Here is a 17,963-nt window from a genome sequence, read left to right as displayed (position 1 = left end):
CTGGCCGCAATACGACTGGGAAAGAAGGGCCGGAAACTGCCGGAAAAAGTGGGACGGCGGCTTTGTTAAGCCATTGATTTTTATGAAGTGAGGTTTTCGTCCCACACGGAGTTAAGCGGCTGATTTTGCTCGAATTCGGCAGGCCCTCCGGGCCCACCATTTTTTATCCACCTCAACTGGTTAACCAAGAAAATCACTGTATGTAGCCGGACGCGAAAATCCGGAATTTTGACACCAGATTCTGGAATTTTGAATATCTCTTGAAGGTCCTTAGAAGGGCGTGTGATATGTGAGACGACGCTTCTTCCTGCAGCGACTCATATCCCACGTAGGCCTGTAAAAATTCAGTCCATAAAGTGGGGGTGGAAATACCTCTCGAACCGCGCTTGATATAGGAAATTCGTTGTAGCGTACCTGAGGTTGGTTTCTTGTCGGAGGAGTTTGCACCTGAAGCATCGAAGGCGCCCTGAAGTCTATTGGCATGATCAGGGCGAACGTCGAACCACCTGCCTTTCGATAAAAGTTGTGGTACTTTTTTGTGAATGTCGTTGTTCTCGGGAGGATAGCAATTCATGGTCGTGCACAGGGATATGACGAGCGACGAATGGAAGTGGCTTGTGCGCCTTTGCCAACACGAAGCGGACAGCATTCCGAAGGAAATCGAAGCGCGGTTTACCGAACTTGGTCTGTTGGGGCCGAATGGTCTTTCGGACAATGCCAGGAACCTGGTTCAAAATGAACTGCTGGCAGAGCGGCGGAACAGACTGCAAGGGCTTCACTGATTGATACCGTTGGACGCCAAGCAGTAGTCCAAAGCGGTGATGTTCATGCGGCACGTCCAAGCCGGAATCCGACTATCTCGGTTCCGGACTTGGTCATGGATTTTCTGCCAATGGCCCGATCCGGCCTCTAATAGCTGCAGGAGCGACCGTCGCTAGGTCTAAACCCACCGCCGCAGGCCGGGTTGAGCGGCATCTCTTCCCGATAATAGCCGCCCCCGATCGACGAGGTCTGATCGAGGTATCCGGATGATGTGCAGGCCGAAGTGATCGTGGCAAGGCTGATCAGCGTTCCGGTCGCGATAAATGCGAAAAATCGGTTCATCTGAGCTTCTCCTTCGGAGGGCCCTTGGCTTGGCCCTGAACGGAGAATTTACCACGCGATCCCGCATGTTCGCGAGGATTTATGGTGTGAGAGTGCCCTTCGGCGGCACTCATAACGCCAATGTGATCTCCCAAGCCATGCACTGTCGCATAACTGTCATGTAAAATTGCCCATTGCGATGGCAGCTTGGGCAAAATATATGCTGCCGGCTAACAAAAAAAAGAATGAGTGAACTGCCATGAGTGCCCTGCATAAACTTTTCAACCGCAATCTCCTGACCCGTTTCGTGACCGGTCTCGGTGCGGTTCCCCAGCGTTTTCGCGACGCCCGCGAAGAGCGCAAGCCTGCGATCCATCCGTCTTTCATGGATGATTTCGGCGCTTAAATCCGCAATGTGTCCGCTGGCCGAAAGGTAAGGCAAACGACCTTATCCTGGCTGGCGTGCGCCCTCAATTCACTGCGGGCGCTGCCGGTTCTCCCCAGCTCGATATGGGCTGACCGGCCCTGGTTGCCACCCTCACATCATAGAGTGCGAGCGAAGCCTAAAGCTGCCGCGTATCGTTGCAACGGTTGATGACGCCGCCGATATATTGCACGCAGTCGCTGGCGCTGCCCTGCACGGAGCCCGTCGACCAATCCTTGACGATCCCATCGGCGCCCACCAGGAAATAGGACAGCCGGTTGCTCTGCGACACCGTGGAGCTGCCGACAAGGCCGGCAAAGTTCGTGCCGGTCTCGGTCTTGGCGGCGGGCGTCATATGCCGGTAGATCGTCATGCCGTTCTTCAACGGCGTCACGCCGATCATCGGCCCATAGGTCGCGTCGGAGCCGGAAAGCCGCGCCATCGGCGATTGGCCGAGATTGGCGATCTCCGTATAGTGTTTGCCGAGCGCATAGCTGATGTAGGAGCGGTTGGCGGCATTTTCAGCCTTTTCCGCCACCTGGGAGCAGCCCGCCAGGCCGATCGCGAGGCCGATCGAAAGAATTGTCATGAAGCGCATGCTGCGCCCTTGCCGGTCACAGCATGCCCGCCCCTGTTTCTTAACCCGCCGTCTTTGCTATCAGGTTTGGGGGATTTGGGAAGGTGGTGGGAAGAGGGAGGAATGGAGAGGCTGTGCCGTGGCCGCTACTCACCGTCGAGCCGGATTCGATTTCCACGCCCGCACCCTCACATTTTTCTCTCCGCACATACTCGCCCTTCTCTTCCGCCGCAATAGCTTCACAATCAACCGACAGAAAGTTCATCCGGGAAACGACAACTAGGGAATGAAACATGGCGCCGATTCTCTCCAAGACTCTTCTGATGACTGCCCTTCTCGCCCTGCCGCTCGGCAGCGCAGCGCCTGTGTTGGCGCAGGAGGCAAAGCCGCGTGAGGCGGTGATTTCGGTGACGGGGGATGGTGAATCGGCCCTTGCGCCCGATATGGCCGTCGTCAACCTTGCCGTCGTCAAGCAGGCAAAGACCGCCCGCGAAGCGCTCGACGAGAACAACAAGGCGATGAACGAGGTGCTGAAGGCGCTGAAGGACGGCGGCATCGCCGAGCGCGATCTGCAGACCTCCGGCTTCTCAATCCAGCCGCAATACAACTACCCGCAGCCGGTCGATGGTCAACAGCAGCAGCCGCAGTTGATCGGCTACCAGACCATCAATTCCATCACCATCAGGCTGCGTGATCTTGCCAAGCTCGGCCAGGTGATCGACCAGTCCGTCACCCTCGGCATCAACCAGGGCGGCGACATCCAGTTCACCAACGACAAGCCGCAAGCAGCCCTCGAAGAGGCGCGCAAGAATGCTGTTGCCGAGGCGGTGAAGAAGGCGAAGACTCTGAGCGAAGCCGCCGGCGTCAAGCTCGGCCGCATCATCGAGATCAACGAGAACGTGCCGCGCCCGATGCCGCAGCCGGCCTATCGCGCCACGATGATGAAGGAGGCCGATTCGGCCGTTCCCGTGCAGAGCGGCGAGAACAACTACACTGTCAGCGTCACCGTGACTTTTGCGATCGAACAGTGAAATGAAAGTGCCGGCGGCAGCCAACACCCCTCCCCAACCCCTCCCCACAAGGCGGAGGGACTAAGCTGCGGTTGCCGACGGCGGCCAAATGAAGGTCTTGCTGACTGCCACCGTTCGACGAATTGCTTGGATGGAAATTATCTGAGGCGGTGCGGCATGTTAGACCCTCCAGGGTCTACCGAGCGTAGAACAACCTCACAAAAAGAAAACCGCCCTTGCCGATCCGGGGAGACTGGCAAAGGCGGTTCTGGCCGCCGCATCGGGGAGACGAGGCGGTATTCTAGTTTATCAGCGGCGCAGAGCCGGGCAGCCCCGGACGTTGCCGAAGCTCATCTCGCCGGGGCCGCGACGCGTCCAGCCCTGGACAATGACGCGGCGCGGGGTGACGTCGACGACGCGGGCGCGGCGGAAGCCGTAATCGCGGGCCATGTCTTCGGCCATCCGCGGATCACAGCCGCGCGGACGGCGGTCGTAGCCCGACGGCGGGCGATCGTAGCCCGGAGCCGGACGGCGGTAGTCCCGCGGCGCGTCACGGTCCTGATCGCCGATAATGATATTCAACTGCGCGGCGGCGGGCGCCACCGTGCCGGCAAGGGTGCCGGCGGTCAGCATGACGGCAAGACCCGCCTTTGCCAAAAACTGCATCATCGAAAAACCTTTCGTTTCAAAGTCGGTGCGGCCGAGCCGCCTGGGAATCACCCATACGGATTAGAGAAGAAGCGGCTGAACGTGTCGCCGTCAAGGCAAAAGCGGCCGGCAAGCGCCGTGTCGGCGCCTGCCGGCGCAGTCCTCAGCGCCGGATCAGCGGGCAGCCGCGGACATTGGCGAAGACCATTCGGTCCCAGCCACGATGGTCGCGGCCGGAAACGACGACGACGCGCGGCGACATGCGAGTGATCTGGGCTCTGCGCAGACCGAAATCGCGCGCCTTGCGCACTGCATGCATCGGCGAGCAGCCGCGAATCGGCCGGTGATATTGCGCCTCGACGACGAAATTCGTCTGCGGCCCAGCGGCTGCCGCGGTGGTGACCGTGGCCGGGACGGTGCAGAGGGCGAGCAATGCGGCAAGCGAGGCCTTGGCGAGGAAATGTGTCATGGGGCGTCTCCGTCGATTGGTCCTATTTCTACGCATGTCGTTATTGCGCGACATGCTTGGGTTCTCCCTTAGGGATTGCCTCGACAGTAAACGCTGTAAACTGAATGGCGTTCGAACCGACCATTCACTTCTCATTCACAAGAATTAATCCTTTCAGAGCATGATGCCGAAAAGTGTGAGCGGTTTTCTCATGACATCATGCTCTCACTCTTTTAAAATTAGAGCAGGATGATTTTAGGCCAACCGAGCCTAAAATCATCCTGCTCTAGGCACCGAGATGCAGAACGATTTCCCGCCGGTGCGGCCGGTCGCGATGCTCGAAGAGATAGAGGCCCTGCCAGGTGCCGAGCATCAGCCGGCCCCGCGCGACGGGAATGCAGACCGAGACCTGCGTCAGCGCCGCCTTGATATGCGCCGGCATATCGTCCGGCCCTTCGGCGCGATGCACGACCCAGCCCATCGACGGATCAGAGGCCGGCGGCACGAGGCGGCGGAAGAAGGAAAGCAGATCGGTTTGCACGTCGGGATCGGCATTTTCCTGGATCAGCAGCGAGCAGGAAGTGTGGCGCACGAAGACGGTGAGAAGCCCCTCCTCCCGCCCTGATTGGTTGACAAAGGCGTCTGCCTGATCGGTGAATTCGTAAAGGCCCTGTCCGCGTGTGGACAGTGTCAGGATCGTCTGTGGCAAGGCGCTCTCCCGTCTCGGAATCTTATCGGCGCGAGGTGGCGCGTCAGAAGAGGCAAGTCAATGCTTGATCGGTTCAGAGTTTGATCAGCGTCTCGAAGCCGCCATAGATCATCCGCTTGCCGTCGAAGGGCATCTGCCATTGGTCGCCCTTGAGCCTCGGATCGGCCATCACCTTGGCGTTGACATCGTCGCGCTGCTGCCGGGACCGGTAGACGATCCAGGCAAACACCACCACCTCGTCCTCCTTGGCCTGCACAGCGCGGGGAAAGGAGGTGAGCTCGCCATAGGGCACGTCGTCGCCGATGCATTCGACATATTCCAGCGCGCCATATTCCTTCCAGATCGTGCCGGCAAATGTCGAGAATTTCTTGTAGGCCTCGATATTCTCCTTCGGCACCGCCACGATGAAACCGTCGACATAGGACACGATCATCTTCTCCATCTATCTCGCGCTGGAGGGAGAGATAGGCGCGCGGCCAGACAGATCCAGGGATGATGCGCCGGCAGCGGTAATCAGGCTCCGTTCACCAGCTTGAGGATGAGCTGCTGGATATTGCCGCCGTCGCCCATTTCGACCTTGTCGAAGTCGCGGCCGCGCTGGCGCTGCTTTGCAGAGATCTCACCGAGGCGGCGGGTCAACTCGATGCGGATTTTCTTGCAATCGGGATCGTCGGCAACGGTGAGGCCGATGCTCATCACCTCGATTTCCTTGACCATCTCCTTGATGGTCTCACCGTGCACCCGCTCATGCGCCTGCACGCCTGCGATGAAGCTCTCCCAACTGGCCTGGACGGCCGGCGGCAGCGCCGTCGAGGGTTTCGGCAGCGTATAGGTGATGATCAGTTTCGGTCTGTTGGTGGTGATCATGCAAGCGGCGCCTTGCGCTTCGTATTTCCGGGTCCAGGTCAGCTTGAAGGTCGTATGCGCGATCACCCGGCCCGCACCGACTTCAGGCCCCCGCGCCCCGATCGATTCGTAGAGTTCGGCGCCGGTCTTCCCCGATATCGAATAGGGCCGCACTTCTTCCACAGCCTGCCATTCGGCCACTGCGGCGGCCGGTGCTGCGGCGAAAATCGCCGCCAGGACATAGGATAGAAAAGTTTTCGTCACGCGGCCCCCGCCGAATAATGATTTGCGCGGACCCTAACGGCAGCCGCTGCTGCTTTCAACGCACCAGACATGCATCAGCCCTGCAGCGTCTTGACCTTGGTAAGATCGGGGAAGAGCCGCATCCACAAGAGCACGACGATTACAGTGCCGAGCCCGCCGACAATGCCGGTGGCGACCGGCCCGAGTGCTGCCGCCATCATGCCGGATTCGAATTCGCCGAGCTGGTTGGAGGTGCCGATGAACAGCGAGTTGACCGCACTGACCCGACCCCGCATCTCATCCGGCGTCAGAAGCTGCACCAGCGAGCTGCGCACAACGACGCTAACCGTATCCGACGCGCCGACGACAAGCAGGGCGGCGACAGAAAGCACGATGTTGGTGGACAGCGAAAAGACGATGGTGGCGACGCCGAACACGGCGACGGCGGCAAGCATCTTGCGCCCGACATTGCTCTCGAGCGGCCGGCGGGCCAACACGATCGACATGACAAGCGCGCCGATCGCCGGTGCGGCGCGCAAAAGGCCGAGCTCCCAGGGGCCGGCATGCAGGATGTCGCGGGCAAACATCGGCAAGAGCGCGGTGGCGCCGCCGAGCAGCACCGCGAAGAGATCGAGCGAGATCGTGCCGAGCATCACCGGCCGGCTGCGGATGAAGGAGACGCCGGCAAAGACCGAGGCCAGTGTCACCGGCTCGCGCTTGCCGGGCGCCCATTGCAGGCGGATCGAGATGACGTTGACGCTGGCGGCGGCAAAAAACAGCGCCGACACGGCGAAGGGCGCCACCGGGTTCAGCCCGTAGAGCAGGCCACCTAGCGAGGGGCCGATGATCAGCGCCGTCTGCATCAGCGAGGTGGAGGTGGCGACCGCCTTCTGCAGCATTGAAGCCGGCACGATATTCGGCAGGAGCGCCGCCATGGTCGGCCGCTCGAAGGCGACAACGGCGCCAAGCACGGTGACGGCGACAAGGATGCCTGAAGGCGTCAGCCATTGCTGCCAGGTGGCAACCGCCAGCACCAGTGCCGTCACCGCCTCGATCAACTGGCAGATGAGGCCGATGCGCCGCCGGTCGAAGCGGTCGGCGACATGGCCGACGACGAAGGTCAGCGCCGCCATCGGCAGGAACTGGCAGAGACCGACGAGGCCGAGCGCAAAGGCGCTGTGCGTCTGATCATAGATCATCCAGCCCATGGCGATGCCGATGGACTGGAAGGCAAGCGAGGAAAAGACGCGGGAGGCAGCGAAGTTCAGATAGCCGGGGTGGCGAAGAACGCTCCGCGGGCCTTGGGGTATGTCCATTTGCGATGTCACCGGCCGACGCGGCTGCGCCGGCCTTTGCAGGAGTTTGGAAGGTCAAAACGGTGTTCTGCCCGAACGGACCAATTGTCAATCGCAATGAACCGCTCTCACCGGATTGTGCGATTGCGGAGACTACAGCATTCATGTGGTGAATGACGCCAGATAACCGATATCGATTTTCAATATGTAGACCCGCGCCGTAGCCTTTCGCTCGTCACCCAAGCAAGAGGCTTTCCATGACCATCGACACGACGGCAAGCGCACTGACCGCAGGGCAGCATGCAACGCTTCAAACCTTCTACGGCGCATTCACCCGCAAAAATCCCGATCTTCTCGACGAAGCCGTCACGCCCGGCTGGCAGGACATTCCGCTGGCGCCGGGCCAGGGGCCAGGACCGGCAGGACTGAAGCCGATCATCCTCGGCTTCATCGATTCCCTGCCTGATGTCGAGATCCTGGTCGACGAAGTCATCGGCCTCAACGATCGCGCCGGCGTTCGCGCCCGCATCGTCGGCACGCAGCGCGGCGCGCTCTTCGGTATTCCGCCGACGAACCGCCGAATCGAAATCCCGCTTCATGAATTCCACCGTTTCGAAGGCGACAGGATTTCCCACACCTGGCATCTCGAAGACTGGTTCGGCATGCTGCATCAGCTCGGCGCCTGGCCGCCGAAGACGATGCCGCTTCTTCAGGAGCGCGCGTGATGAAAGCCGCCCGCATCCATGCCTACGGCGCGATCGGCGACATCCGCCTCGACGATATTCCCGAGCCGGTGGTGGGTCTCGACGATGTCCTCATCCGTGTCGAGGCCGCAGCAGCCAATCCGATGGATAACAAGCTGATCGCCGGCTACCTGAAGGATTTCTTTCCCCTCGCCTTCCCTCATGTGCTGGGGACCGATCTCACCGGCACGGTCGTTGCAACGGGCCGGATGGTCGCCACCGTCAAGCCCGGCGACAGGGTGATCGCGCGCACCGAGCCGGCCGCCGGCGGCGCCTTTGCCGAACTGGCGGCCGTGCCCGCGCGCCTGGTCGTGCCGGTTTCGCCGGCGCTGCCGCTCAAAAGCCTCGCCGGTCTGCCGACGGCTGCGGCCAGCGCCTGGCAGGCTTTGTTCGAAGCCGCAACCGTCCAGCCCGGTCAATCGGTCCTGGTCCATGCCGGCGCCGGCGGTGTCGGCAGCTTTGCTGTCCAGCTCGCAACGCGTGCCGGAGCGCATGTGACGGCAACGGCATCTGCGGCCAATCTCGATCTCGTCGGCTCGCTCGGCGCCGAGGCGGTGATCGATTACCGCAGCCAGGACCTCGCCGCCCTGCTGACGTCCGTCGACGTCGTGATCGATACGGTCGGCGGCGAAACATTGCAGCGCTCGCTCGGCATCATCCGCCGGGGCGGAAAGCTCGTCGGTCTGTCGGCGCCCTTCGACACCGAAGGGGCGAAAGCGCGCGGCATCGATGCGCAATTCCTGTTTCACCAGAGCGATGCGGGCCGCCTCGCCGCAGTGGCAGCGCTCGTTACCGATGGTCACCTGCAGAGCGTCATTGGCCGGGAGTTTGCTCTTGCCGATACCGCTGAAGCGCTGCGGGCTCTTTCGAAGGGCGGTTCTCGCGGCAAGACGCTGCTGATGCCATAGGCAACCGCTGGAGCATGATGCCGAAAAGTGTGCGCGGTCTTCTCAAGACATCACGATCTAACTCGTTAATTTAGAAGAGGATTCAGATTTTAGGCCAACGGGCCTAAAATCATCCTGTTCTAGAGCATGTCGCGCAAAAGTGTGCAGCGGTTTTGCGGCAACGACATGCGTAAAAACAAAGAGCTAAAGCGCGTCGCATGAATCAAATTTGACGCGACGCGCTTTAGCGCAGAAGCAGGATCAGTCCGGGTCTCCTGGCCGATCCTGCTTCGCCGCCGCAACGGAACCGATCAGCGCGCGGAACCACTGCTGTCCCACATGAGAATCGTTGCGGCGATGCCATGACAGCGCGAAGGAGACCGGCGGCAGCTCGATCGGCGGCCTGTGGACGGACAGCCTGGCGCGATGATCCGAAACCTCAACGATCCCCTGCATCAGCGTGGCGACGAGATCGGTCTCGGCGACGATCGCCGGCGCCGCATACATTTGCGGCAGCGTCAGGCCCAGCCTGCGCCGCAGTCCGAGTTCCGAAAGCCTTCGGTCGACATGGCCGTAACGATCGCCTTCCGGCGATACGAGCAGATGGTCAAGGCTGACGAAGGTTTCGAGGTCGAGGCACTTTGCCGCTGGGTGATCGGCGCGGACGATCGAAACGAAGCTCTCCTCGAAAAGCAGCCGCGAAAGGATCCGCGGCGACGAGGAGACCGGCACGCCGATTGCCGCATCGACCTCGCCGGCATCGAGCATTTCCACCGCCCGTTCGCGGACGGTGAAACCCTTGACGTCGACGCTGACATTCGGCGCGACCCGCCTGATTGCGGAGAGCAGTTTCGGCAGCAGCACGAACGCCGGATGTTCGGAGAGACCGAGGCGAAACGAAGCCGATGACGACTGCGGGTCGAAGGCGCCGCTGAAGGCCAGCGCCTCCTGCGCATGCCGCAGCGATTTTCCGATCGGCTCAGCGAGATCGAGTGCCCGCGGCGTCGGCTCCAGCCCGTTCGGGCTGCGCACGAACAGTTCATCCTGGAAAAGCTGCCGCAACCGGGCGAGCGCCGCACTCATCGCCGGCTGGGTGCGGCCGATGCGGGCGCCGGCCCTTGTGACACTGCGCTCTGCCATGATCGCATCGAAGGCGACGAGAAGGTTGAGATCGATCGAGGAGAGATTATTCATGGCGTGGATGATAGGCGCCTGCCGCTATCGATTGCAAGCATGCCGAGAGCCGGTGACGTCAGGCCTGTCGCTGAAAGCGTTAGCGCGGCTCCTTGAAGATGTTCAGATAGGCGGGGTCGAATTCGGCGATTTCCTGCAGGCGCTCCCAGTCGACGATGGTGATCGTCCGGTTCTCCCAAGTAAAGACGCCCTCGCGCCTCAGCGCCTGCAGCGTCTTGTTCAGGTGGACGACGGAAACGCCGAGCACATCGGCCATCTCGATCTGCGTCAACGGAAACTGGAAGCTGGCGCCGCGCGTCCGCTTGACGACCTGCAGGCGCACGAAAAGCTCGCAGACGAGGTGGGCGATATGGGCGCGTTTGGAGCGCCGGCCCATGGCGACGATCCACTCGCGGTGAATGGCGCCATCGACAAGCGTATCGAGCCAGAGCAGCCGCGTCAGATGCGGCATGCGCTCGGTGATCGCCCTGAGATCGGCATGATCGGCGAAGGCGACATGACAGGTCGACAGAGCAACGATGCCGTGATCCATCTTCTTGACGGGAAAGGCATGCAGATCGACGAAATCGCCGGCGACATGCAGCGCGGTGATCTGTCGGCTGCCATCGGCCATCACCTTGTAGCGCGCCGCGAAACCATCGAGTAGCAGCGTGCTGTAGGGCGGGCGGCTGCCTTCGAGGACGATATCCTCTCCTGCAACAAAATGCCTGTCCTTGACCAAGATCGACCTGAGAAGGTTCTCCTCCTCGGCCGAAAGCACGTCGCGGCTTCCAAGATTGAGCAGCAGGGCTTCAATCACGGGCTTTTCCGCCGATAGCACAAGAGGAGATCATGATGATGCGACCTGTATTTTCTATAAGAATCAATGCCTAGCCTCGGGAACAATTGTCTTCATCTGTACTTTCCCCCTATGACGACAGGAAAAAACATGGCTCGCTACTTTTTCGATCTACATAACGGCGAAGGTCCCACACGCGATGAGCACGGCACCGAGCTCAGATCGCGCGCGGACATTCCGAAAGAGGTGACCCGCATCCTGCTGGATGTGGCCCGTGACGAGCTGCCGGCGGGTGATCGCACCATCATCGCCGTCACCGTTCGCAACGAAAGCGGCGACCCAGTTACGGTTGCCAGCCTCATCTTCAACAATGAGTGGCTCGATGTATTGCGATAGGCCGCCATTCAAGGCTTGCCGTCGATCTTCTCCGCATAGTCCGACGCGGTGGCCGCGACGATTGAGTTCTCTTTATGCATGTCGTCATCCCGGAACCGCTGCACACTTCCGGGCGACATGCATTAAGACCCGCCTTCATAGCCGGCAATTAAATTTGACATAGTCGCGCCATTGCTTGGAGCAACATCGTAGACGGCTTGCCGGCTGCGGCTATTTGGGTATTTCCTCGAGGATCAGCCGGATCTCCGCAAGCGGTCGCCGGCTTTCGTCAAAGAGTTCCACCGACAGCATGTTCAAAGGTTCTGCCGGCAGACCTTCGGCGGCCATCTCCGCCAGCACGCGCCGGGCCTCCGCTTTCGCGGCCTCGATGGAGGCGAACTCATATCCTGTCTCGGTCGCCCCCACGCCATCACCGTCGAGGAGCTGAAAGTAGAATTTCGGCACGACACATCCCCCGCTAGATCAGTCTAACGAGCCCGCGGGCCACATGTTCCCGATTGCAGATGTGTCTCACCTGCGGTGGTCAGAAGGTGCCGGCTTCCGGAGACGCCATTTCCTCGATGCCGTCGACGCGGTCGGGATAAAAGGCGAGATGGTCCTTGATGTTGCTGACGGCGGCATTCGGCGCTTCGTAGGTCCAGACGGCATTCTTCGAGCGCTCGCCGCCGGCAATGATGCTGTAATAGGCGGCGTCCCCCTTATAGGGGCAATGGCTGGCATGGTCGGTGCGCTGAAGCTGCGCCATGTCGACATCCCGACGCGGAATATACTGCACCGGCGGATAGGAGGCCTCGCGCAGCGTCAACGCATCGTGGGTATCGGCAATCACCTTGCCAGCAAGCGTGACGACGACGCGGCAGGGATTGTGCTCGACGGTGATCGGATGATCCGGGCCCGGGATCTTGATCGATTTGTCTGACATGAGGTTCGTCTCCATGAGATATCGATCTGACTGAGATAGGTCGGGCATGCCGCCGGCCCAAGACCTATCCGGACGACATGCATTAGAATTCGAAACGCGGCGATGCCAGGCTCAGCATGGCGGTTTTCGGCTGAACCGCCCAGTGATGCGCCAGCGCCTCCGAAAGCGTTGCGACCAGCCTGCCGATATCCTCGCCGGCAGTAGCGTGCAGCGCCTCGGCGACGATCAGCACTGAGCGCGTCTGTTGCCGCACCGCCGAAAGCCCGCTCTGCCGGTTGGTCCAGCGCCGCGCATGCGCCCTGTCTTCACCGTCGGCAAAGATCACCTCGTTTACTTCCGGATGCTCGATTTCGCCGCCGAAGGTCAGATAGGTCTCGTGGCCGCCGGCGCGCCGAACCTCGAGATCGCCGGCAATCTGTTCGGCGTCGAAGACGGCGATTGGAATGGCGAAGGCGAGCGAAATCGCATTGCAGAGATCGACGAGCGGATGCAGGTTCGGCAGGCCATGCTCCTGGCGGAAGCGGCGCAACAGCGCCTCGGAAGCTGAGCGATATTGCGTCGGCTTCAGCCCCATGCGCGAAAAGCCGCGCCGCCACGCCTGGATTTCAGGAAATTCGCCCTCCTGCGCGGCGGCCAGCCGGACCTCGGCAATCGTGCTGAAACTGGCAATCGCCTTCTCGACATCGGCATCCGCATGGATAGCGTCGACATGGAGCGCGCCGGCGCGAAGCTCCGGAAACGCCTGCCATATCGCATCGGAATGACGAAACTGCATGGCCTATCTCCCTCTGGATATATTCATTGCCGCCCGGCTGCCGGCAAAGGCAAGCCCGAGCACGGCCGCCAGCACGCAGGCGATGCCGGCGATCTGGTTGAGCCCGATCGGTTCGCCGAGGATCAGGAAAGCCAGCATGACGGCGCAGACCGGAGCGACTGCGGTGAAGAGCGCAGCTTCCGTGCCGCTCACCCTGGCCGCTCCCGCATACCAGAGCAGGAAGCCGCCGACGGTCGGCACCAGCGCATAATAGACGACGGCAATGATGGCGCTTGCAGGTATATCCGGTGTGACAGGCGCCGCGAAAGCCGCCGGGATGACGGCGACGACAAAGCCGATGCCGGCCATCAGCGTCGACTGGGCAAGCGGCGGAATGTCCGCCTTCAGTCTTTTGTTCAGCAGGATGAACAGCCCCTCGCAGACGACGGCGCAGAAGATCAGCAGATTGCCGGCGAGCGACCCGCCGGCCGCACCCGGCGTGACGGCGATCGAAAGCACGCCCGCCGTTGCAAGCGCCACGGCAAGGAGCAGGCCGCGCCCAGGCCTTTCGCGCAGCAGCAGGATGGATATACCCGCCGAGACCACCGGCAGCGTGCCGATGACCACGCCGGCATCGGCGGCCGAAGTGAGGCTGAGGCCTGAGATCAGCAGCGTCGTATAACCGACGCTGCCGGCGCCCGCCTGAACGACGAGAATCAGGCGATCGTGCCTAGAAAGCTTCGGCAGCCGGACGCCGCTTGCCCGCATCAGCACCAGCAAGACCGGAAAAGCCAGCGCGAAGCGCAGGGCGGTGGCGGTAAATGGCGGCAGGCCCGATGCGATGAGCTTGCTTGCGATGACGGTGCTGCCCACCGTCAGCATCGCCAGCGCCAGATAGACATACCCTTGAACCTGCCTCGACATTCAACGCCTCCTGTTGGAACGCCGAGGAAACAACAGGGGCGTCTCGCGGTCTTGAACGAAATTGCAGGCGCCGGGACTTTAGAGAAAGGCGCCGGCATAGAGCCGCGGCGACAGGCCGTATTTGCGCACGAAGACCCGCGTCATGTGGCTCTGGTCGGCAAAGCCGCTGGCGAAGGCGGCCTCCGCGAGCGGCATGCCCTGAGCGATCAGCCGCCGGGCGATATGGATGCGGGCCTGGACGAGATAGGCATGCGGTGTCAGGCCCGTCGCCCTGGCAAAACCGCGCAGCACCTGGAAGCGGCTGAGCCCGCTTTCGCCGGCGAGATCGGCGAGCGAGACGGCGGCAAGCGGATCGTCGTCGATCAGATCCCGGGCCGCGCGGATCGACGCCGGCACCGGCGGCCGCTCGTCGCTGCCGCCGCGCTCTCGCATGACGTCGGCCACAAGCTGCAGCAGCAGTTGCTCGCGCAACAGCCCATATCCCGACCCGCTCTCGGTCACCGCGCCAAACAATATTTCGAAGCGGGCGGCGATCGCCCTGTTGCGGATGACGGGATGGGGGATTTCCTGCCGCCCTGGCCCACCCTCGCCGATCTCTCGCGACAGGCCGGCGACGATCTCGGGATCGAAATAGAGGATGCGCCACGATCGCCCATCGCCGATCGGCGCCCCGTCATGCACCTCGTTCGGATTGACAGTAATGATATCGCCGGCCGCAGCCTCGACCATGCCGCGGCCGCTCAGCGATTTCTGCGCCCCTGATGAGACGAGGCCGATGCCGAACTGCTCATGCGTGTGCCTGGAGAAACTGTGACGCGTTTCCGCCTCCACCGCTTCGACGCCTGATAGCGCCGAGCGCAGCATTCTGAACTGGTTCTTCGCCATCGTCTGTCCGCAGGTTCGATTGCGGCCACTCTGCCTGCCGGATGGAGATGGCGCAACGGCTAGAAGAATTCGTCGAGCAGCCGATAATAGTCGAGCCTCACAGGATCCGCGGCCGGCATGCCATAACGATCGAGGAAGGGCTGCACCAGCGCCTCGCCGAAATTAGAGGCGATGCTGCGGCAGGCGAGCGCGATATCCTGATAGCGGTCGGCAACGCCGAGCCGGCTGCAATCGATATAGCCGGAGAACCCGTCCTCGGAGGCGATGAAATTCGGCAGGCAGGCATCGCCATGGGTGACGACGAGGTCCTCGTGGCCCGGCCTTCTGGTTTCGAGTTCGGCAAACAGCGTCTCGGCACTTTTCCCAAGCCGCGTCTCGTCGAAATCGGTCTCGTCGACACTACCGGCCTGCAGCCGCGCTTTGGCTACCGCCATGCGTTTCTCCCGCCGGTGATCGAAGGGGCAGGATGTGATCGGCAGACGATGTAACTCGAGAAGCGCCGCAGCCAGCAATTCGACCCGCGCCAGCGGCGTCAGCGCCGATGCACTGGCAAGATCATTGCCCGGCAGCGCGCCGATCAGCAGCCAGTTGCGCCCGCCGTGGCTTTCCCGGCCGATCACTTCGGGACACGGCAAGCCGGCGGTCTTCAGCCAGTCAAGCCGGGCGGCTTCATCGGCAAGCTCGCCGAACGGCCCCGCTGCCTCGACCTTCAGATAGAGGACCGGCTGCCCCTCGCCTTCCAGCCGGAAGACGCTCGCGGTGGAACGGCCGAGCGTATCGCGTTCGAACCGGTAACCGGCGAGGCGTGCATCAAGTGGACTCGCCAAAGGCGGTTGATCCTGTTGGGACATCTGGGCGCCTCGTTCCGACGGGCGGGAAATCGCATTCCGATTGCAGGAATTATGCAGCAGACCGCGCGTCTCTGCGTCAATGAACGGTTTCGGGGGGCGCGGCCTCGAGCAGGATTTCGAACGCCTCTTCCAGGGCCGCAACCAGAATATCGGTCAGCTCGTCGCCCTTGTGTTCCAGGAACAGCGCGCTCACGGCTTCGTCCTGACGCTCAAGAAAATGCTCAATCTCGTTCGACATATCATTGTCCTCTCTCACCGTATCATCACGGCCATGAGGAGAGGCTAGATGCGGTTCCTTGCGTGTGGCTTGTTGCCGATGAGACGAAATCCCATCGCGAGGACTAGTCAAGAATATCGTACTTCGCATACTGACTGCGGGGGATCAACCCGCCAACTTCGTGGGCAAACGACACAACTTTCGTCGCTCCCTCATCCAACTCGCACCTGAAACGAACGTGGTACCAGCCTTTGGCTGTGCTAAAGGCCGCATCGTCGACGTTAAGAATGCTGCCGGCTCGCAATCCAAAACTGGGCAATGAGATGGGGAAATAACGCGGCGAACCGTGAATGAGTTGGGCCTGAAGCTCGGTGGCGCAAAGCGTGGCCACTCGATTTTTACGTGGAAGGCCATTGATCGCAGTTTGCGCAAATGAACTGCCATCGTCAGTCTGTGAAAACAGCGTTTTTGCCTTGGGTAGATCGCTGTTTTTAGCAATCACCTTCGGCGTCGCGGTGGTCTTTTCTTCAGACGGTTTAGCCTGCTCGATCGTCGTATTGGCGTCGCCAGACACGTCTGTCCGCGGCCCATCACGCTCCGGCGAAACCTCTGCCGTCGCAACCTCAGGAAGCTTCACATCATCCGGCACTGGTTTTGATGGAGGCTCCTCGGTCTTAGGCTTTTCGGCCGCCGTCTTTGTCGGCGCCTGCTGCGGTTCGATATCCTGCTGCGACGAGTTCGCTGCAGGTTTAATTTCACCCTGAGAAGAATTTCCCGTCAGCGACTTTTCCGGGCCACTATTCTTGTCACCAAACTCGATGACCGGGCGCAGGGTCGGCATCGGCTTCGCTTGCACGGGAGCTTTCTTAGCCTGCGGCGGCGGGGGCGGAGGCGGCGGTGGCGGTGGTGGCGGTGGTGGCGGTTGCTTCTTCGCCTGTTCCGGCGGCTTCGGCTCCGGTGGTTTTTCCTCGGGCTTTGGCTCCGGCTTTTTCTCTTCCGGCGGCGGAACGAGTTCGACCTTCACGCTCTCCTCTTCGGCAGGTTTCGGCTCGATCTTCGGCAGCCCGAAGATCAGAAGCGCGACAAGGGGGATATGCAGAAGTACGGACGCACCGATGCCCCAGCGGATATCAGGCCGCTGTTTTCCCGTTTCGTGCTGCGTTTCCGCTGGTGCCACGTCTTCTTCAGTCACAGCAGCGATGTGGCCTTTAAAACCGGCAGCATCAAGCCACAAAAGAAAAAAACCGCGTGATCGCAACAGCGATTGGCGTCATTGGTCGGCCGCCCCGTCATCGGCCACCAGATCATGCGCCTGCCATTCACCCTGCGGAATGGCATCGCCGACGAGAAAGGCGAAGGACATGACCTTGCCGGATCCGGCGTGGAGCCCGCATTTGAACTGGATGTTGTACCACTTGCCCTTGCTGCGGAAGGCGCCGCCCCTCACCTCGACGCTGTTGCCGCCGACCTTCTCCGGCGCCATCGCATAGGGAGCGAGCGTGTCAGGCCGCATATCCGGCCGGGCGCGGCGGACTTGTTCCAGCGCCTCGAGGTCGCAAAGCTGCAGATTGCGCTCGCTGCCGGCAAGGCCGCGCAACGCTTCGCGGGCGCCCCGGCTGCGCGGATCGGTCAGCACCTTATCGGCGAGCAGCCGGCTTGCCGTGGTGAATTCGGCCGGCCTTGGCACCAGTGGAACGATTGGCGTCACCGACGGCATTGCTGCGGCAGGTGCACTATCGACAACCGGCGCAGGCCTTTGGGCTTGGGGCGCTACGGCTTCTGGCTTTGCCGGCTCTGGCGATGGCGCCCTGGCCGGCTCGGGCATGATTGGTGGCCCCACCGGCTGCGGAACGATCTCCACCGAGAGACCGTCATCCGGCAATGGCAGCGGCGGCTCGGCCTTCGGCAACAGCAGCAGGAGCGCCAGGATCGCTGCGGCATGCAAGGCGAAGGACGCTGCCGCGCCCCACTGGATTCCGTCATCCCATTTGCCGGCCGTCAGCTCCATCGGTCAGGAAGCCGCTGTCGGAGGATCGGCGGAGATCATGAAACTGAGGCGCGCTTTCATCATGGAACTTGCCGGAATAATCGGGCCAGGAGCCCTGCCGCGGAAATTGAAGCACGGCGAG

Annotated in this window: 25 protein-coding genes; 6 read left to right on the top strand and 19 right to left on the bottom strand. The window is 61.6% G+C overall.

Annotated elements, in window-relative coordinates:
- The first annotated feature begins 572 nt into the window (after window positions 1-572).
- Window positions 573-782, top strand: a complete 210-nt coding sequence (locus FHX03_RS08735) for a hypothetical protein (RefSeq protein ID WP_012558428.1) — start codon at window positions 573-575, stop codon at window positions 780-782.
- Window positions 783-909: 127 nt separating this feature from the next.
- On the opposite strand, the gene FHX03_RS08730 is transcribed toward FHX03_RS08735, so the two are convergent.
- Window positions 910-1,104, bottom strand: coding sequence for a hypothetical protein (locus tag FHX03_RS08730; protein WP_097628175.1), 195 nt, complete (start codon window positions 1,102-1,104; stop codon window positions 910-912).
- A gap of 238 nt (window positions 1,105-1,342) precedes the next feature.
- Here FHX03_RS08730 and FHX03_RS08725 point away from each other — a divergent pair, with 238 nt between their 5' ends.
- The gene (locus tag FHX03_RS08725) at window positions 1,343-1,489 is read left to right on the top strand and encodes a hypothetical protein (protein ID WP_003593213.1); all 147 of its coding nucleotides are present in this window, start codon (window positions 1,343-1,345) and stop codon (window positions 1,487-1,489) included.
- A gap of 157 nt (window positions 1,490-1,646) precedes the next feature.
- Here the strand turns inward: FHX03_RS08725 and FHX03_RS08720 are convergent, their stop codons facing one another.
- Window positions 1,647-2,096 (bottom strand): hypothetical protein, encoded by a 450-nt coding sequence (locus FHX03_RS08720; RefSeq protein ID WP_246699207.1) that lies wholly within the window; start codon window positions 2,094-2,096, stop codon window positions 1,647-1,649.
- 281 nt (window positions 2,097-2,377) lie between these two features.
- On the opposite strand from FHX03_RS08720, the gene FHX03_RS08715 reads away from it, so the two are divergent.
- Window positions 2,378-3,115, top strand: coding sequence for an SIMPL domain-containing protein (locus tag FHX03_RS08715; RefSeq protein WP_097628174.1), 738 nt, complete (start codon window positions 2,378-2,380; stop codon window positions 3,113-3,115).
- 288 nt (window positions 3,116-3,403) lie between these two features.
- On the opposite strand, the gene FHX03_RS08710 is transcribed toward FHX03_RS08715, so the two are convergent.
- The 6 genes from FHX03_RS08710 to FHX03_RS08685 all read right to left on the bottom strand — a co-directional run bounded on the left by FHX03_RS08710 (window position 3,404) and on the right by FHX03_RS08685 (window position 7,304).
- A complete protein-coding gene (locus tag FHX03_RS08710; protein WP_116407085.1) occupies window positions 3,404-3,763 on the bottom strand; it encodes a hypothetical protein in 360 nt (119 codons plus the stop codon).
- Between the two features lie 142 nt (window positions 3,764-3,905).
- Complete coding sequence (locus FHX03_RS08705) at window positions 3,906-4,211, bottom strand: hypothetical protein (protein ID WP_064839834.1); 306 nt, start codon at window positions 4,209-4,211, stop codon at window positions 3,906-3,908.
- Between the two features lie 265 nt (window positions 4,212-4,476).
- The gene (locus FHX03_RS08700; protein ID WP_183853311.1) at window positions 4,477-4,899 is read right to left on the bottom strand and encodes a secondary thiamine-phosphate synthase enzyme YjbQ; all 423 of its coding nucleotides are present in this window, start codon (window positions 4,897-4,899) and stop codon (window positions 4,477-4,479) included.
- 73 nt (window positions 4,900-4,972) lie between these two features.
- Window positions 4,973-5,326 (bottom strand): DUF1428 domain-containing protein, encoded by a 354-nt coding sequence (locus FHX03_RS08695; protein WP_012558435.1) that lies wholly within the window; start codon window positions 5,324-5,326, stop codon window positions 4,973-4,975.
- A gap of 86 nt (window positions 5,327-5,412) precedes the next feature.
- Window positions 5,413-6,009, bottom strand: a complete 597-nt coding sequence (locus FHX03_RS08690) for a DUF922 domain-containing Zn-dependent protease (protein ID WP_183853309.1) — start codon at window positions 6,007-6,009, stop codon at window positions 5,413-5,415.
- Window positions 6,010-6,083: 74 nt separating this feature from the next.
- The gene (locus FHX03_RS08685; protein WP_183853307.1) at window positions 6,084-7,304 is read right to left on the bottom strand and encodes an MFS transporter; all 1,221 of its coding nucleotides are present in this window, start codon (window positions 7,302-7,304) and stop codon (window positions 6,084-6,086) included.
- A gap of 236 nt (window positions 7,305-7,540) precedes the next feature.
- Here FHX03_RS08685 and FHX03_RS08680 point away from each other — a divergent pair, with 236 nt between their 5' ends.
- Complete coding sequence (locus FHX03_RS08680) at window positions 7,541-8,008, top strand: ester cyclase (RefSeq protein ID WP_183853305.1); 468 nt, start codon at window positions 7,541-7,543, stop codon at window positions 8,006-8,008.
- A complete protein-coding gene (locus tag FHX03_RS08675) occupies window positions 8,008-8,934 on the top strand; it encodes an NADP-dependent oxidoreductase (RefSeq protein WP_183853303.1) in 927 nt (308 codons plus the stop codon). Before FHX03_RS08680 ends, FHX03_RS08675 begins: the two co-directional genes overlap by 1 nt.
- A gap of 240 nt (window positions 8,935-9,174) precedes the next feature.
- Here FHX03_RS08675 and FHX03_RS08670 read toward each other — a convergent pair whose 3' ends face one another.
- Window positions 9,175-10,107: a LysR family transcriptional regulator gene (locus FHX03_RS08670; protein ID WP_183853301.1), complete on the bottom strand. Its 933-nt coding sequence runs from the start codon at window positions 10,105-10,107 to the stop codon at window positions 9,175-9,177.
- A 79-nt stretch (window positions 10,108-10,186) separates the two neighbouring features.
- Window positions 10,187-10,906 (bottom strand): Crp/Fnr family transcriptional regulator, encoded by a 720-nt coding sequence (locus tag FHX03_RS08665; RefSeq protein ID WP_003593196.1) that lies wholly within the window; start codon window positions 10,904-10,906, stop codon window positions 10,187-10,189.
- Between the two features lie 129 nt (window positions 10,907-11,035).
- On the opposite strand from FHX03_RS08665, the gene FHX03_RS08660 reads away from it, so the two are divergent.
- The gene (locus FHX03_RS08660; protein WP_097628166.1) at window positions 11,036-11,281 is read left to right on the top strand and encodes a DUF6894 family protein; all 246 of its coding nucleotides are present in this window, start codon (window positions 11,036-11,038) and stop codon (window positions 11,279-11,281) included.
- Between the two features lie 210 nt (window positions 11,282-11,491).
- On the opposite strand, the gene FHX03_RS08655 is transcribed toward FHX03_RS08660, so the two are convergent.
- From FHX03_RS08655 to FHX03_RS08615, 9 genes are all read right to left on the bottom strand, one after another.
- Window positions 11,492-11,725, bottom strand: coding sequence for a DUF6894 family protein (locus FHX03_RS08655; protein ID WP_097628165.1), 234 nt, complete (start codon window positions 11,723-11,725; stop codon window positions 11,492-11,494).
- A gap of 79 nt (window positions 11,726-11,804) precedes the next feature.
- Complete coding sequence (locus FHX03_RS08650) at window positions 11,805-12,203, bottom strand: DUF427 domain-containing protein (protein ID WP_097628164.1); 399 nt, start codon at window positions 12,201-12,203, stop codon at window positions 11,805-11,807.
- An 82-nt stretch (window positions 12,204-12,285) separates the two neighbouring features.
- On the bottom strand, window positions 12,286-12,978 hold the full coding sequence (locus FHX03_RS08645; protein ID WP_183853299.1) for a B3/4 domain-containing protein: 693 nt from the start codon (window positions 12,976-12,978) through the stop codon (window positions 12,286-12,288).
- A gap of 3 nt (window positions 12,979-12,981) precedes the next feature.
- Entirely contained in the window at window positions 12,982-13,881 is a 900-nt protein-coding gene (locus FHX03_RS08640) for a DMT family transporter (RefSeq protein ID WP_183853297.1), read from the bottom strand.
- A 78-nt stretch (window positions 13,882-13,959) separates the two neighbouring features.
- Entirely contained in the window at window positions 13,960-14,766 is an 807-nt protein-coding gene (locus tag FHX03_RS08635; protein WP_097628161.1) for an AraC family transcriptional regulator, read from the bottom strand.
- Window positions 14,767-14,825: 59 nt separating this feature from the next.
- Complete coding sequence (locus FHX03_RS08630; protein ID WP_183853295.1) at window positions 14,826-15,617, bottom strand: APH(3')-II family aminoglycoside O-phosphotransferase; 792 nt, start codon at window positions 15,615-15,617, stop codon at window positions 14,826-14,828.
- A gap of 76 nt (window positions 15,618-15,693) precedes the next feature.
- Complete coding sequence (locus FHX03_RS08625; RefSeq protein ID WP_183853293.1) at window positions 15,694-15,855, bottom strand: hypothetical protein; 162 nt, start codon at window positions 15,853-15,855, stop codon at window positions 15,694-15,696.
- 103 nt (window positions 15,856-15,958) lie between these two features.
- A complete protein-coding gene (locus FHX03_RS08620; protein ID WP_183853441.1) occupies window positions 15,959-17,068 on the bottom strand; it encodes a DUF930 domain-containing protein in 1,110 nt (369 codons plus the stop codon).
- 36 nt (window positions 17,069-17,104) lie between these two features.
- Window positions 17,105-17,842 carry a DUF930 domain-containing protein gene (locus FHX03_RS08615; protein ID WP_183853292.1) on the bottom strand — a complete coding sequence of 246 codons (738 nt, stop codon included), beginning with the start codon at window positions 17,840-17,842 and terminating at the stop codon, window positions 17,105-17,107.
- Window positions 17,843-17,963: the final 121 nt, after the last annotated feature.

Origin of the sequence: Rhizobium sp. BK456 (assembly GCF_014194045.1) — a bacterium.
GTDB classification, from domain to species: domain Bacteria; phylum Pseudomonadota; class Alphaproteobacteria; order Rhizobiales; family Rhizobiaceae; genus Rhizobium; species Rhizobium redzepovicii.
The sequence above is the reverse complement of the archived record's forward strand: the minus strand, read 5'-3'. Positions and strand labels throughout refer to the sequence as shown.